The following is a 14,416-nucleotide window of genomic DNA, read 5'->3' as shown; positions in this document are numbered from 1 at the left end:
ATACCCAGGTCAAAATTTACCCTCTTCCCCAATCACCAATAGAAGTTATCGGGTTTGAAAGATATTTTGAACCATCGCCTTATCTAAACTTGCCGCCACTTGATCCAATTCAGTCATCTCGCCAGCACTCAATTGCCATCCCAGCGCACCAATATTCTCCTGTGCCTGTTTCATCGTTTTAGCGCCAGGGATCGGAATTGTGCCTTTACAAATACACCAATTAATCGCCACTTGCGCCATAGTTTTCTCTCTGGAGGACGCTATTTCTCGTAAACATGCCAAAAGCGGCTGGATTCCTGGTAATAACTGCTTAAATAACAAACGGCGTAACCCTTTAGGAAAGGAACCTTTCTCTGAATACTTTCCCGTCAGCAGTCCTAAAGCAAGAGGACTATAGGCAATGAGTTGAATTCCTAGTTGATCACAAACATCTTTGATACCCAATTCTGTGACGGGATAGGTAGATAAAAGTGAATACTGAACTTGTAGCGTAGCAATCGGAACATCTCGCTTTTTAAACTTGGGATAAATTTCTTTAAGTCGTAGTGGTCCATAATTAGAGAGTCCAACTCCCTTAACCAGTCCCTTTTCGTAGAGATCAGCCAAACCATCCAAAAGCCGTTCTTCTTGCCACGGTGCATAATTAGCAGTAGACCAATGCATCTGTGCCAAATCAACATTTCGTCCCAATCGTCGCCCAGAGGCTTGACAGGCGGATACCATTGAGCCGCGTGTTAATCGCCAGGGATAGGCGGCTAGCTTGGTGGCAATGCAAATGTTCTCTTGGTTTATACCAAAATAGTCGCTAGAGAATCGTCCCAGGAGTTGCTCACTGCGTCCATTTAATCTGCCTGTTCCATAAGAATCACCTGTATCAAATAAGGTGACGCCGTTGCTTACACACAGATTAAAGACAGCTTGCAACTCCTCATCCATGCTTTCGTCGTACCCCCAGAGTAGTCGGTTTCCCCACGCCCAAGTTCCACAGCCCATGGTGGGAAGGGAAAGTTTTTGGCTAGTCTGCATAGTCCTTAACAGTAAATATGATAAAGTTTACCGAAGTCGGCGATTTATCTCAAAACTGATTCATACTGGAGTTTAAACTAGGATTTGGATTTCAGCTTACTTATCACTGTTAATGACCAGCAACAAAAGCAACAACAGAGGACGACGTGATCCTCTGTTGGCGCGAAAATCTGGCACTTGGGTTAAGGCTTCGGTGGAGATTGAGTTACTCGACGGACGCTCTAAGAAGACAGTATAATTCCCTTATCTTCCTTATCTTCCCTGCACCCCTACACCCCTAAATCAATAAGGTCCAAACATTTCGTTAGCTAGCGCTTCCGGATTGTCGCTGTAGAAAAAGTCACGAATCAGTTGCAATACTTCCTCTTTACTTAAAAAACCATCCTGATTGGTATCTAATTTAGGAAATACTCCTGGAGCGTAAACAGGCGACACATTGTAAACACTTAAAAGCCCTGCCCACTCCGCTTGGCTCATTTTCCCATCCTCATCTCCATCAAACACCTCAAAAACCAATTCCATGAAAAAATGGATATTGTGCAGGTATTTTTTCTCATCACTCAAAATGATATCATAATAGACCAACCATTCTTCCAAGCTCACTTTTTTGTTGTGGGTTGTATCGGCATCTCGTTTCAATTCTTCCCAGTTACGATTACAATTATTCAGTAAAATCTGATACCTAGGAGAGCGCGAACCCCAGTGTCTTAACGCCGCCAATTTTTTTATAATATTTTCAAAATCTTGATAAGCTAAAGCGCCATCAAATTTAGCATCGTGCATACTGAAAAATTTAGTCAGTTTGCGCGTTTGTAGTTCAGTCAGCATAAGTTTCCCCTGTGAGAGTAGAGACATTACAGGCAACGTCTCTACAATATCATTTCCCCACGTCACAGAGACTTATGGGTAGTCTGAACCGTTAATAATCGATGCGACCTTGAGCCACCACGTCAAATGTTCCTGAATTGAGATCCTGGGTCACCGTAAAGTCGGCGCTACCTTGTGCTTGATCGAAACGTCCAGTCCCACCGACAAACAGAAATGTCCCCGTAGCGATTCCCGTCGTGGTGCCTAATTCACTATCCTTGATTTCAGCCTGGAGTTCATCACCATTCGCTCCTATGAACTTGGCATCTCCACTCGCTAGGATGATATCGGGGTTACTCTGATCCGGCGTGAAGATCAAGTTTCCAGTGACTAATGTCTTCCTTAGCTTATGACTCGCCAAAAGTTTCCTGATAAAAAACCTGATCAATATCAAAGCGTCCCCCGTATTCTTTAAACGGTTCAGCCGCATATCCCATCGCCAATAAACAGCAAACATCCACATCCGCCGGAATATTAAACGCTTCCTTCACTTGCGCGGTGGCAAATCCTTCCATGGGACAGGTATCGACGCCAAAACTTTTTGCCACAATCATTAAATGCGCCACAGCTAACATAGTATGGCGATTTGTCCAGGCTTCTAGGGAGTCAAACGAAGGTTTATTTTCAAATAACTGAGGAATCGCCGATCGCATCATATCAGCATAGGCGTCATTGGCTGCACCTGTGGCTTGTCCCAGTTGAATCACGGACTCAATATACTCCTTTTGGTTGATGCGGCGATCGCCACAACAAATTAGCACCACGGGAGCTTCTCCCACCTGACGCTGATTGAAGGCGCAAGCTTTTAGTTTTTCCCGATTAGCCGATTCCCGCACCACCACAAACCGCCAAGGTTGCAGATTGTAACCCGAGGGCGATCGCACGCCTAAACGAAAGATTTCTGTTAGAATAGCCTCTGGAATCGCATCTGGACGAAAAGAACGCGCCGCACGACGCTGTTCAATGGCAGCTTGAACATTCAGGGTGGGTTGCAAATCGTTGGTCATTCGGTTTTTCGGATAACGACAAATTAAAATAAGGTGGCTATTTAAACCACCTTATCCTACCACAAAGGGTAATGCTAAACCTAATTCAATTCAGCTTAGGCTAAAACAAAGTCCACTTCTTCAGCGCCAGAGGTTTCACCTTGTCCTGATGTAATTTGTTCTCCATTTACATCAACACAAAAGGGGCTATTTCCCAGGTTAACATTATAATCCGTATTGTTTGCCGTATACCCTACACTAGCAATCATTTTTCGCCCTTCATCGGTATAAGCAAATGCCAACATTTGGTTTTTATCTTTCTGATTGTCGTAAGCCCAAATCACCATATATTGTTGTCCCTGATACTCGAAAACTTTAGGTGGACGAGTGGGGGTATAACGACCTGCATCACCAAAGCTAGCATCAAGGAAACTTTGTACCGAATCCGTGGCGACTGTCGCATAAGCTACCTCTTGTGCAGAAGTGGGTTGGGCTTCTTCTTGACTTTCATCAACCACTTCTTCTTGGTCTCGGTTGCGTAAATAATCAACCGCGAGTTTCGTGCCAATACCACCAACCGCAGCCACACCCGTACCGATGAGAATATTGCGAAGCAGATTATTCTTATTCATGATTTCTCCTCAACCTTTGACTTAATTTACGTCACATCAATACTATCATTAACACTACACAGTGATAATGTCAGGAAAATTTAGAATTTTTGGCTCTCCCCCTGCTTCCCCTGCTTCCCCTGCTCCCCCAGCTTCCCCGCCCCTATTTCCCGAATCCCCGCTAAACTTTATCCTGATAGAGATAAGCATCGAATAACAGGAGACAATTTTGGTTACTACCTCGTCCTGGAAAACCACGAAATCAGAAGAAATTTTCCAAGCTGCCCAGAACATGATGCCGGGGGGTGTCAGTTCACCCGTTCGGGCATTTAAGTCTGTCGGCGGACAACCCATTGTATTTGACCGCGTTAAGGGCGCCTACATTTGGGATGTCGATGGCAATCAGTACATTGACTATGTTGGCACTTGGGGACCTGCAATTTGCGGTCATGCCCACCCAGAGGTCATTGGTGCCCTGCACGACGCCCTGGAAAAAGGCACAAGCTTCGGTGCTCCTTCCGTGCTAGAGAACGTCCTAGCTTCCATGGTAATTGAAGCCGTTCCCAGTATCGAAATGGTGCGGTTTGTCAATTCCGGTACAGAAGCCTGTATGGCAGTCATTCGTCTGATGCGTGCCTTTACTGGTAGAGATAAAATCATCAAATTCTCTGGCTGTTACCATGGTCACGCTGACATGCTCCTCGTGCAAGCGGGTTCTGGGGTTGCTACTCTGGGCTTACCCGATTCTCCCGGTGTCCCTAAATCAGCGACAGCCAATACCTTGACTGCCATTTATAACGATTTGGAATCGGTCAAATCTCTCTTTGAAGCCAATCCTGATAGTATTGCCGGAGTCATTCTCGAACCTGTGGTTGGTAACTCTGGCTTCGTTCCCCCGGATGCCGGATTCCTGGAAGGCTTACGCCTGCTCACTCACGAACACGGTGCGCTTTTGGTGTTTGATGAAGTGATGACGGGTTTCCGTATTGCCTACGGCGGCGCTCAAGAAAAATTTGGCGTCACTCCTGATTTAACTACATTAGGTAAAGTGATTGGTGGGGGTTTACCCGTGGGTGCTTATGGTGGACGTCAAGATATCATGTCCATGGTTGCACCCGCAGGTCCAATGTACCAAGCCGGCACCCTTTCTGGTAATCCCCTGGCGATGACGGCTGGCATTAAAACCCTGGAGTTACTACAAAAGCCCGGAACTTACGAACAGCTTGACAAAATCACCAAAAAACTGTCCAACGGGTTATTAGAAATCGCCAAAGAAACGGGTCATCCTGCTTGTGGTGGACAAATTAGTGCCATGTTTGGCATGTTCTTCACCGTGGGTTCTGTGCATAACTACGAGGATGCCAAAAAATCGGATTTAGCCAAGTTCAGTCGCTTCCATCGGGGCATGTTAGAACGGGGAATTTATCTAGCACCGTCCCAGTTTGAGGCAGGATTTACCTCCTTGGCGCATACGGATGAGGATATTGACCGCACTCTAGAAGCCGCGCGGGAGGTCATGTCGAGTATGTAGGGATGAGGACAGATACTGTTTCGCTTTCAGTTTGCCACAAATAATTGAATCAACAGAAAGTTGACAACGTTCTAGCGATAGGGCAGACATTTAGCGAATTGGTATTGTACCTGTAGGGGCAATTCATAAATTGCCTCTACTTAAAAAGAATTACCTTGGCTATTTGGCAGTTTTCCGGCTTCCCCTGGAAAGTAAAGTCAGTCGTTAACTTTTTTTATCCTGTCGGGAATGTTCTTGCTTGAGCAATACTCCAAATCCTAATGCTGCTACTGAACCTAAGAGGGTTAGGGGTTCAGGAACGGGTGTAGTCGCCTCACGCAACGTGTAGGATACCTGACCAACACCAGGTCCGCGAGCAACATTGGTGTTATGGTTACCACCTAGTAAAAACCAGGTGTTTTCCTGCTTGTCAAAGAAATAATATTTGAAAGAGTCTACCTTACCATCAACGAATCTTACATCTACCACTGGGTAATCTCCCTTCTGTAAGGCTTCTGTATAGGTGACACCTAAAAAATTCAAACTAACCTTGACTCCCTTAACGTCTCCAGCAGCTCCACCCAACCTTTCTTGCCCTATTCCTGTTAGCGTCGAGTCATCGTAGCTGAAAAAACCTTCAAACTTTTGACCCAACAGAGAACCCCCCGTGACATCACGAGTAATCACTGCTGTAAAATCATAGGTGACAGTAGCCGCTACTACTGCCTTAGTTTCAATGGCAACTAGGCTCAAAGCAGAAACAGTAGCAACGGCAATCTTTTGGTAAATGCTATCCATACAAGCCAACTCCAGCTAGCTAAAAATATTCTCATACCCCTTTCTTTTGAAAATGCGATACATCCTTTACTTTTGGGCAGACCTTTTAACCTCGTATCTGTAGCACGTTCAGCGGAATAGGGTATTACATTTTCAAAGGATAAACATCGTGATTCTGCCTAATGTGTGATTGACATCACTTTTATTCTGTGCTTTAAGTAACAGCAGGAGTGAAACTCTCGGAGCAAGAATTATCAAGCAAGAGTGTGATTTATATTGGTGTACTTTTCTGCAAAAGTACGTCACCAAAAGCTAGAGTAAAATGTCCTATATAGTAGCCGTAAACGACAATGATTAAGACCCCGTTTTGGCGCAACTGAGTCTGGGTAAAAAAGTAGAAGCATAAATAGGAGCAGCTGAATGAATCGCCAGATGGTAAAAGCGGCACAAGAACGACTGAAACTCTCCATCATGAGTTATCAGCAAAAGCCTGTTGGCACTGTAGCCTCCAAGGAACCTGCTCCTAAAGAAGAACAACTCAATTATGGTCACTGCTTTGTCCGCGATTTTTTCCCATCGGGACTGGCGTTCCTCATGCAAGGGGAACGGGAGATTGTCCGCAACTTCTTGGAATTCACCCTAGGCTTGCAGTCGGATAAACTAAGGACAAAAGAGGGTGAAGGATTATTTGCCAAAGTGAGGCAAACCTGGCAAGGGAAAGAACTTCTCATTGATGGGATTCGCTTGGGAGAAGGCTTGATGCCTGCTAGTTTTGAAGTCACATCAACTCAAAATATTGAGCCAGATTTTGGTCAACGGGCAATCGGTAGAGTCACGCCTGTTGATTCGGGGTTGTGGTGGATTATTCTCTTACGGGCGTATGAAAAGGCGTGTCAGATAGCCAATCGACCTGATGAAAGTATTGTCCATCGCCTGGAATTCCAACGCGGTATCCAGTTAATTTTGGATATTTGCTTAAGCCAGCGCTTCGATATGACGCCTACCTTATTAGTCCCCGAAGCGGCATTTATGATTGACCGTCGTATGGCTGTTTATGGACATCCATTAGAAATTCAGGCTTTATTTCATCAGGCTTTACATGCTGCACGTTATGAACTCCTGCAAAACGAAAGCTATATTCAAAAGCGGGAAATTGATCACCGTTTAGAGTTGCTCACCCATTATATTCGAGAACGGTATTGGTTAGACCCCAAACGATTGAGGGCAATCTATCGCTACCAAACCGAAGAGTTTGGAGAAACGGCGTTAAATAAATTTAATATCTACGAATCGTCTGTACCTGATTGGGTTTTACTTTGGCTCAACCGCAAAGGCGGATATTTAGCGGGGAATTTAGGCGTCGGTTGGATTGATTTTCGCTTTTTTGGTCAGGGGAATTTATTGGCTATTATTTCCGGTTTGGCGACTCCTGAGCAATCGCAAAGCATTATGAATTTAATTGAAATACAATGGTCAAAGTTGATTGGCAATATGCCAATGAAACTCTGTTATCCAGCGGTTGTGGGTCGGGATTGGGAAACGGTGACTGGATGTGACCCGAAAAATATTCCCTGGTCGTATCATAATGGAGGAAGTTGGCCCGTTTTACTTTGGTCGTTGACAGCGGCGGCGATAAAAACGCAGAGAGTGGAGTTAGCTGAAAAAGCTATTGAAACGGCGGAGGCATACTTACTCGATGATGAGTGGCCCGAATATTATGATGGGGAAATGGGTGAAACCATTGGTAGAGAGGCGCGGCTCTATCAAACTTGGACAATTGCGGGGTATTTAGTCGCTAACTATTTGATTCAAAATCCGCAGCATTTGAATTTAATTAGTTTTAATGATAATCCAGACGCAATAATGGATTAGATGGGGTTTGTAGTAAGGGATGCGAGTTGGGATTAGGGCGGGTTTCATTGTTTAGTTTGAGGTGAGTTTCCTGGTTTAATTCCTAAACCCGCCCCTACATCTTTACGCTAGCTTGTGGATTCTATCGATAATTCGTAAATTGCAGCGCTACGGGTAAATTTTCTTGTTTCAATCGCTCGATAATCTGTTGTAAATCATCTTTAGATTTACTCGATACTCTAACCACATCGCCTTGAATCGAGGCTTGTACTTTTTTGAATTCATCCCGAATCAATTTGGCGATTTTTTTACCAAGATCTTGGCTAATTCCTTTTTGCAGTTTAATTTCTTGGCGTACTCGATTACCACTAGCCGATTCTACTTTACCGTAGTCAAAAATTTTCGGGGAGAGGTTGCGCTTGGTGGCTTTGGTGAGCAGGATGTTATGCAAGTTATCTAGGGTGAATTCGCTATCGGTATTGACGGTAATTGCCTCATCACTCAAGTCAAGGGTTGTCTTCGTGTCTTTCAAGTCATAACGGTTGCTAATTTCGCGATTGGTTTGGTCTAAGGCATTCACCAACTCTTGTCGGTCAAAATCACTGACAATATCAAATGAATAGGTTGAAGCCATAATCTAAAGATGTGAGCGCATTCAGAAGGTACAGTTATTTCCTTATACCGCTAAACCTAGCAGCTTTCAACATCTAATGTGATTTATCATCGTCCTATCTTCCACCAAAAGCTTGGGAGTGGGTGAGCAGGACACGACAGTATCGTGTCCCGACGGCGCAACAGGCTGGAGAGGAGAAAACAGGGGTATTCAACCTGTTGTGACTGACTCGGTTAGAGTTTCCTATCCCGATCGCGGCGACGCCGATCGCGCCATTCGGCGGCTGTCAAATAAGCGACACCCCCAGTCACCAGGACTAATAATCCAGCCGCCGCAAAAAATACTACGGTAAAAACAGAACCTTCCACAATCCCTCTAGAACCCGTTACGAGCCCAGACTACCATTGCAATTGACCAAGTGAACAGAACCAGAGTGGCGACCCAGCCTAATGTCAAAATATCCATCGTGCTTTATGAGTAATGATTAAGAAATGACTCCAAGGTTTATCATAATTCAATTTGAACCGTCTTTGACCCTGAGGAAAAGAAAGTCGTGAACTCTTCCTTTAACCCAACTGACGCTGAACGGATCGAATCCCTGAAAGCCGCTATCCTGGGGGGATTATCCCTAACCTTAACCTATTGTGCGATCGCGCTGTTGCATTTGCTGCTCCTACCAACCCAGTCGCCTGTCCTCAGCTTACTAGATTTCCAGGTTGACTTTACTCTACTCATCAAAGTCGCGATCGCGTTTTTGTCCGGCTTTTTGTTTGGCGTCACCTACCGCTACGCTATCCGGGACGATCAAAATCCCCAACTTAAAGCGGGAGTGGTTTTAGCCTTTGGCTTGGTGCGGGGTTTGGCGGTAATAGAGGGACAGCCACATATTACCGATACCCTTTGGGTTTGGGGTATCTTGGTCATCGAAAGTCTAATCGAATTTGCGATCGCCCGTTTTACCCTCGACTGGGCAATTCACCGCCGTTGGATCAAACCCTTCAGCCTCTGGGAGAGTTCTGAGTGAATTCAAAATTCAAAATTCTACTTTCCTCAGATGCTACGATGAGCCGCTTCCTCTCTCCATCCCCCCTATCCCCCCTATCCCCTCACCCGTTAATTCGTGATCAGCAAAGAAACTTGAAACGCACCTCAGTAGGGGGAAAATATATAAACCCGAACATGCCATATCGGGAAGCGGGGAAATTTCGTCGGCGTCTTCACTTTAATTTCACAATTGCCGACTATCTTAAAAATAACCCCACTTAGAGAAGGAGCGAGTTCTCTCGTGTGACTAGGCGCTTTGATCCCAAAATCTTGACAAAAGTAAGATTTGTCCTAAAATTTCAGTAAATTCCGGCAATTTCCGTAGACAGTCTCCCGAAAACTTCGCTAAAGTTAAGATTAAACAAAAAGCGCCACTGAATTAAGCCGTTAATTCAGCAACGCCTGACCAATTGAGTTTTCTAGTCCTGGCAAAAATTATAACAAATTGTGACGGAAAAGGCTTCACTGTCCTTTTGCCGTCTCAATTTTTTTATACTCCTGTCAGAGTTAATCTGATCGCGGTATTACCCTAGTGCAGCATTGCCTGAAAATTTAATTTGTTGAAAAAATAAGTGTAGTTAGGGAATTTACTGCATCAAAAACAACCCTTTTGGGTATGGGAATAGCCAAGTATCACGGGCGCTCTTTTGCCGCCTTCAAGTTGGCGATTGCTACAGATACAAATTTTGTGATATAATTCTGTAGTATTTTATACAAAAGTATTTGATACAAAAAAGACGCTGCTGTGATTCAGTCCATTCAGCAACGCCGCAGTAATTGAGTTTTCTAATCCTATCTATACAAAATGGTAGTTGACTGACCAGAGACTATTTGCCGGTGGTGTTCCACAGGTTCAACTGTCACACCGATAGATTGGGCAAAAAAGACAACTCATTATTCAAGTGAAATTAGAAACAAAAAGACGCTGCTGTGATTCAGTCCATTCAGCAACGCCTCAGCAATTGAGTTTTCTAATCCTGGATACATCCTAACCCCGTAAGGTGAGACGGTTGTCAATCCGCATTCCACCCATTGAAGTGTCACATCAGCTACTTCTGGAGAAAGAAACGTATGTTTTAGAATGGGCGTATTGTCTCATCATCACTCAAAAATCACTCAAAAGTCAGTCGCTCAAGTTAACCCTTCAATCACGGCTTCTGCTTGCAGGGTGATCGCTCTTAATTGCTCCAGTATCTCAGGTTTAGCGGATTGCCACAACGATCGCTGATGCGCCTCTAGTAACCGTTCTGCCATATCCCGCATCGCCCAGGGGTTCTTTTGCTGGATAAACTCTTGTACCCTATCATCCAACAGATAAGCCTCCGTCACCCCTTGATACATATAGTCTGCCACACAATTGGCTGTGGCATCATAAGCAAACAAATAATCCACAGTCGCCGCCATTTCAAACGCCCCCTTATATCCGTGGCGCATTACCCCTTCAATCCATTTGGGATTCACCACACGGGAACGGTAAACGCGGGCAATTTCTTCCTGTAGCCGTCGCACCTTGGGATTTTCAGGAATCGAATTATCCCCAAAATAGGTTTGCGGATTCTTACCCGTCAGTGCTCGTACCGATGCGGTTAACCCCCCTTGAAACTGATAATAATCATCAGAATCGAGTAAATCGTGTTCCCGATTATCCTGATTATGTAAAACAACTTGCAATTGCTTCAGGCGTTGTGCAAAGGCTTCTGGTGCTGCAACTCCCTCCTGATTTTGGGAAGACGTACCACAGTAAGCATAACTACTCCAATTCATATACGCCCGCGCCAAATCTTGTTCATCACGCCAGTTTTGCGCCTCAATCAATCCCTGTAACCCTGCACCATACGCCCCCGGTTTCGAGCCAAAAACACGATAGCGCGATCGCGCCTGGGCTTGTTCTTGACTCAATCCCGCCTGACACCAAAACTCTGTCTCCTGTTTCACTTGCGCCGCCAAGGGATTGTCCTCCGGGGATTCATCCAGTGCGGCAACAGCGACCACGGCACTGTAAAATAAATCAATTAGATTGGGGAAAGCATCGCGAAAAAAGCCCGATATCCGCAGCGTCACATCCACACGCGGACGCCCTAACACCGACAGGGGCAGAATTTCAAAATCCACCACCCGACGTGAGGGGCGATCCCAAATCGGTTGTACACCCAACAACGCCAGCGCCTGAGCCAGATCATCGCCCCCAGTTCTCATGGCTGACGTTCCCCATACAGATAATGCCAGTGTTTTGGGATACTCCCCATTATCCTGGGTATAGCGTTCAACCACCGCTTCCGCCGCCTTTCGTCCCACATCCCACGCCGTTTCGGTGGGAATCGCCCGGATATCAACGGAGTAAAAATTGCGCCCTGTGGGTAATACCTCCGGGCGTCCCCTCGTTGGCGCACCCGCCGCCCCACTCTCGACATAGCGCCCATCTAATCCCTGCAACAGATGAGTAAGTTCTTGGGATGTTTGGGTTAGGGCGGGTAAAAGGCGATCGCGAATCCAGTCTAATTCCTGTTGCGTTCGTTGTCCGATTAGGGAATTAAGTTTTGAATATTGAGTGTTGGGTGTTGAGTTTACTCTCTTATCTCCCCCATCTCCCCTAGAGATTAGGGATTCTACCAATTGAGAGGCTTGGGCTTCTAATTGTGCGATCGCGTCTCTGTTATTGTCACCCTCTGGAATCAGGGGATCAAAGTCCCATCCCCAGTCTTGGGCGATCGCACGAGTTAATCCTAAGCGCCCCCTCCCCGGATGACGGGCAATTGCTACAATTAAGTCTCGCAATAGTCGTCCCTGGGGACACTGTCCTAATATATGCAACCCATCCCGAATTTGAGCTTCTTTTAATTCACACAGGTAACTATCGATTTGAGTTAAAAGATTCGCTTCCCCAGCTTCCTTTAGAAGGGCGGGTTTAGTCAAGCTATCTGACATCGACAGAACGTTATCGGTAAAACCCGCCCCTACAGCCTTTGTTTCTCGGCGTTCCACCCTATCCTCAAATCCCAAATCCTGGTGCAGGTTTTCTTGGATAACCAATTGAGTAATGCGATCGCGGATCATCGGTAAGCGAGAGGGATCTAAGCTTTGCGCTTCGTAATATTCATCCACTAACCCCTCAAGCTGTTGCAAAGAACCATAGAGTTCAGCGCGAGTCATCGGTGGTGTCAGATGGTCAATAATCACAGCTTGCGATCGCCGTTTCGCTTGTGACCCTTCCCCTGGATCATTAACAATGAATGGGTATAAATGGGGCATTGTCCCTAATGCGACTTCTGGATAACAGGTTTGGGATAGTGCCAAACTTTTCCCCGGTAACCATTCCAAATTGCCATGTTTACCCAGATGTACCACCCCATGCGCCCCAAATTTCTGCCGCAGCCAATAATAAAAGGCTAAATAAGCGGGCGTTGGTTCTAAATCCGGCGCGTGATAATTTAATCCTGGGTCAATATCATAACCCCGCGACGGTTGAATGCCGACAAATATATTACCCAGTTGTATTCCAGGAATGGGAAATGTTGAGTTTTTAGTTTCCCCATGCCAACGGTTACAGATTCCTTGTTGTACCGTTAAAGGTAAAGTATTAAAATAATCTTGATAATCTTGCTCAGATAACCACTGTTGTACAGGACGTAATTCCCATCCTTCGGGGTCATTTGTTACCCCACTGGTTAAGCGCTGGATCAGTTCTTCTCCGGTTTCTGGACTATCTTCTACCTGATACCCCGCCTCTTGCAACGCCTGAAGAATTTCCACACAGCTTGCAGGGGTATCGAGCCCCACACCATTAGCGAGGCGTCCATCTCGGTTAGGATAATTGGCTAAGATGAGGGCAATACGCCGTTGTGATGGCGGGGTTTGGCGCAATTTCACCCAATTCGCGGCTAAAGAGGCGACAAAATTGATGCGATCGCGCACCGATTCATAAACCACTACATCCGTTTCCAGCAGCGGATTCCAGATTTGTACCGCCTTAAATGAAACCGCACGAGTGATAATCCGTCCATCCACTTCTGGCAATGCTACATTCATTGCCGTATCTCTAGGGGTTAATCCCTGAAACTGTTTATCCCATTGTTCCTTTGTCCCGCCACTAAAAATGACTTGTAGTACAGGTACATCCAAACGTTGCCATAACTCTAATCCGGATATTTCATTGTCTATGCCTGTGACTGGGCGAAGCTTATGCGACGAAAATTTAGTCGTCGAATCGAACAATCTGGACGCATAAGCTTCGCCCCTACGATGGGGTGACGTTTGGCTTTTGAGGGTTGAATCAGAGGAATTTTCGTCCTTAGTTATCAGGGATAGTTCCTGAGAATCTAATTTAGCAACAGAGAAACTCGTCGTATTCAGCAAAACCTCAATTCCCGCACCATCTTTTGGTTGGAAATAGGATAATACCTCCGCTTGTACTTCCAGATCACGTAATGACGAGACAAATAGTGGCACAGGATTCAACTGTTGTTCGACTAAAGCTTGACAAAGTGCATCAATAGGTGATGTATTTCCCGCCAAATAATGAGCGCGATAAAACAAAATCCCCACTTTAGAGTTAGTAGTAAGCGCTTTAGCGCTTTCATCTCCCCACCCATAAACCCCCACACGCGGTATCGGTTTAGGAGGTAGAGGCTCATAGCTTCTTCCCAAGCACAAATCTGCTACAAATTTCAGGGCGTTGGTACAATTCTCTACACCTCCTTCAATAAAGTAGCGCCATAGCTGGTGAACGGCGGTTAACGGAATGGTAGAATGACTAATTAAATTGGGATCTGGGCGATCATCCCCTGGCAATAGGATTAAGTTAGCTCCTGTTTGTTGCACCATTGTTTGCACGACTTCCAATCCATAAGACCAGTATGCAGATCCACCCAAAAGCCGAATAATAATAACGTCTGCCTTCTCTAAAACCTGGTCGGAATAGGTATCAATCGTTAATTCCTGCTGCAATTGTAAGAGGTTAACGGCTCGAATCGCGGGAAAATCTGGGGGCAAATGAGCCATTGACGCCGCCAAGGTTTGAATATCAGTGTCAGCGGCTGTGATTAAAATAATCGGCGCAGGTGTCTGCTCAATAAAGATGACTCCTTCTGCTTGTGGATTCCATCCTCCCGGTGTCGCAGCAATCCGATGCATA

14 protein-coding genes are annotated in these 14,416 nt (G+C 45.6%); 4 read left to right on the top strand and 10 right to left on the bottom strand.

The window, feature by feature from the left end:
- Nucleotides 1–45: 45 nt before the first annotated feature.
- Entirely contained in the window at nucleotides 46–1,026 is a 981-nt protein-coding gene (locus RID09_RS05970) for an aldo/keto reductase (protein WP_446335035.1), read from the bottom strand.
- A gap of 112 nt (nucleotides 1,027–1,138) precedes the next feature.
- On the opposite strand from RID09_RS05970, the gene RID09_RS05965 reads away from it, so the two are divergent.
- Entirely contained in the window at nucleotides 1,139–1,264 is a 126-nt protein-coding gene (locus tag RID09_RS05965; protein ID WP_446335034.1) for a hypothetical protein, read from the top strand.
- A 44-nt stretch (nucleotides 1,265–1,308) separates the two neighbouring features.
- Here the strand turns inward: RID09_RS05965 and RID09_RS05960 are convergent, their stop codons facing one another.
- The 4 genes from RID09_RS05960 to RID09_RS05945 form a co-directional block, all read right to left on the bottom strand.
- Entirely contained in the window at nucleotides 1,309–1,854 is a 546-nt protein-coding gene (locus tag RID09_RS05960) for an EF-hand domain-containing protein (RefSeq protein ID WP_446335033.1), read from the bottom strand.
- Between the two features lie 91 nt (nucleotides 1,855–1,945).
- The gene (locus RID09_RS05955; RefSeq protein WP_446335032.1) at nucleotides 1,946–2,254 is read right to left on the bottom strand and encodes a hypothetical protein; all 309 of its coding nucleotides are present in this window, start codon (nucleotides 2,252–2,254) and stop codon (nucleotides 1,946–1,948) included.
- Nucleotides 2,241–2,900 (bottom strand): nitroreductase family protein, encoded by a 660-nt coding sequence (locus RID09_RS05950; RefSeq protein ID WP_446335031.1) that lies wholly within the window; start codon nucleotides 2,898–2,900, stop codon nucleotides 2,241–2,243. Before RID09_RS05950 ends, RID09_RS05955 begins: the two co-directional genes overlap by 14 nt.
- A 95-nt stretch (nucleotides 2,901–2,995) precedes the next feature.
- On the bottom strand, nucleotides 2,996–3,511 hold the full coding sequence (locus RID09_RS05945) for a hypothetical protein (RefSeq protein WP_446335030.1): 516 nt from the start codon (nucleotides 3,509–3,511) through the stop codon (nucleotides 2,996–2,998).
- Nucleotides 3,512–3,719: 208 nt separating this feature from the next.
- Here RID09_RS05945 and hemL point away from each other — a divergent pair, with 208 nt between their 5' ends.
- Complete coding sequence (hemL, locus tag RID09_RS05940) at nucleotides 3,720–5,021, top strand: glutamate-1-semialdehyde 2,1-aminomutase (protein ID WP_446335029.1); 1,302 nt, start codon at nucleotides 3,720–3,722, stop codon at nucleotides 5,019–5,021.
- A gap of 204 nt (nucleotides 5,022–5,225) precedes the next feature.
- On the opposite strand, the gene RID09_RS05935 is transcribed toward hemL, so the two are convergent.
- Nucleotides 5,226–5,798, bottom strand: a complete 573-nt coding sequence (locus RID09_RS05935) for a PEP-CTERM sorting domain-containing protein (RefSeq protein WP_446335028.1) — start codon at nucleotides 5,796–5,798, stop codon at nucleotides 5,226–5,228.
- Between the two features lie 399 nt (nucleotides 5,799–6,197).
- On the opposite strand from RID09_RS05935, the gene RID09_RS05930 reads away from it, so the two are divergent.
- The gene (locus RID09_RS05930) at nucleotides 6,198–7,649 is read left to right on the top strand and encodes a glycoside hydrolase 100 family protein (protein WP_446335027.1); all 1,452 of its coding nucleotides are present in this window, start codon (nucleotides 6,198–6,200) and stop codon (nucleotides 7,647–7,649) included.
- A gap of 121 nt (nucleotides 7,650–7,770) precedes the next feature.
- Here RID09_RS05930 and RID09_RS05925 read toward each other — a convergent pair whose 3' ends face one another.
- The 3 genes from RID09_RS05925 to petN all read right to left on the bottom strand — a co-directional run bounded on the left by RID09_RS05925 (nucleotide 7,771) and on the right by petN (nucleotide 8,706).
- Nucleotides 7,771–8,262, bottom strand: coding sequence for a YajQ family cyclic di-GMP-binding protein (locus tag RID09_RS05925; RefSeq protein ID WP_446335026.1), 492 nt, complete (start codon nucleotides 8,260–8,262; stop codon nucleotides 7,771–7,773).
- Between the two features lie 212 nt (nucleotides 8,263–8,474).
- A complete protein-coding gene (locus RID09_RS05920; RefSeq protein WP_446335025.1) occupies nucleotides 8,475–8,609 on the bottom strand; it encodes a hypothetical protein in 135 nt (44 codons plus the stop codon).
- A gap of 7 nt (nucleotides 8,610–8,616) precedes the next feature.
- Nucleotides 8,617–8,706 (bottom strand): cytochrome b6-f complex subunit PetN, encoded by a 90-nt coding sequence (petN, locus tag RID09_RS05915; RefSeq protein WP_446335024.1) that lies wholly within the window; start codon nucleotides 8,704–8,706, stop codon nucleotides 8,617–8,619.
- Between the two features lie 88 nt (nucleotides 8,707–8,794).
- Here petN and RID09_RS05910 point away from each other — a divergent pair, with 88 nt between their 5' ends.
- Nucleotides 8,795–9,265: a hypothetical protein gene (locus RID09_RS05910; protein WP_446335023.1), complete on the top strand. Its 471-nt coding sequence runs from the start codon at nucleotides 8,795–8,797 to the stop codon at nucleotides 9,263–9,265.
- 1,151 nt (nucleotides 9,266–10,416) lie between these two features.
- On the opposite strand, the gene cobN is transcribed toward RID09_RS05910, so the two are convergent.
- A complete protein-coding gene (gene cobN / locus RID09_RS05905; RefSeq protein ID WP_446335022.1) occupies nucleotides 10,417–14,415 on the bottom strand; it encodes a cobaltochelatase subunit CobN in 3,999 nt (1,332 codons plus the stop codon).
- Nucleotide 14,416 lies beyond the last annotated feature (1 nt).

Source organism: Coleofasciculus sp. G1-WW12-02 (assembly GCF_040219735.1).
Classification (GTDB): domain Bacteria; phylum Cyanobacteriota; class Cyanobacteriia; order Cyanobacteriales; family Coleofasciculaceae; genus Coleofasciculus.
Note: the sequence above shows the minus strand (reverse complement) of the source record. Positions and strands in the feature narration are given on the sequence as shown.

Excerpts from the sequence above, each read along its gene's own strand:
- RID09_RS05970 (WP_446335035.1), bottom strand. The coding sequence starts at position 1,026 with ATGCAGACTAGCCAAAAACTTTCCCTTCCCACCATGGGCTGTGGAACT.
- RID09_RS05965 (WP_446335034.1), top strand. The coding sequence starts at position 1,139 with ATGACCAGCAACAAAAGCAACAACAGAGGACGACGTGATCCTCTGTTG.
- RID09_RS05960 (WP_446335033.1), bottom strand. The coding sequence starts at position 1,854 with ATGCTGACTGAACTACAAACGCGCAAACTGACTAAATTTTTCAGTATG.
- RID09_RS05950 (WP_446335031.1), bottom strand. The coding sequence starts at position 2,900 with ATGACCAACGATTTGCAACCCACCCTGAATGTTCAAGCTGCCATTGAA.
- RID09_RS05945 (WP_446335030.1), bottom strand. The coding sequence starts at position 3,511 with ATGAATAAGAATAATCTGCTTCGCAATATTCTCATCGGTACGGGTGTG.
- RID09_RS05935 (WP_446335028.1), bottom strand. The coding sequence starts at position 5,798 with ATGGATAGCATTTACCAAAAGATTGCCGTTGCTACTGTTTCTGCTTTG.
- RID09_RS05930 (WP_446335027.1), top strand. The coding sequence starts at position 6,198 with ATGAATCGCCAGATGGTAAAAGCGGCACAAGAACGACTGAAACTCTCC.
- RID09_RS05925 (WP_446335026.1), bottom strand. The coding sequence starts at position 8,262 with ATGGCTTCAACCTATTCATTTGATATTGTCAGTGATTTTGACCGACAA.
- petN (WP_446335024.1), bottom strand. The coding sequence starts at position 8,706 with ATGGATATTTTGACATTAGGCTGGGTCGCCACTCTGGTTCTGTTCACT.
- cobN (WP_446335022.1), bottom strand. The coding sequence starts at position 14,415 with ATGCATCGGATTGCTGCGACACCGGGAGGATGGAATCCACAAGCAGAA.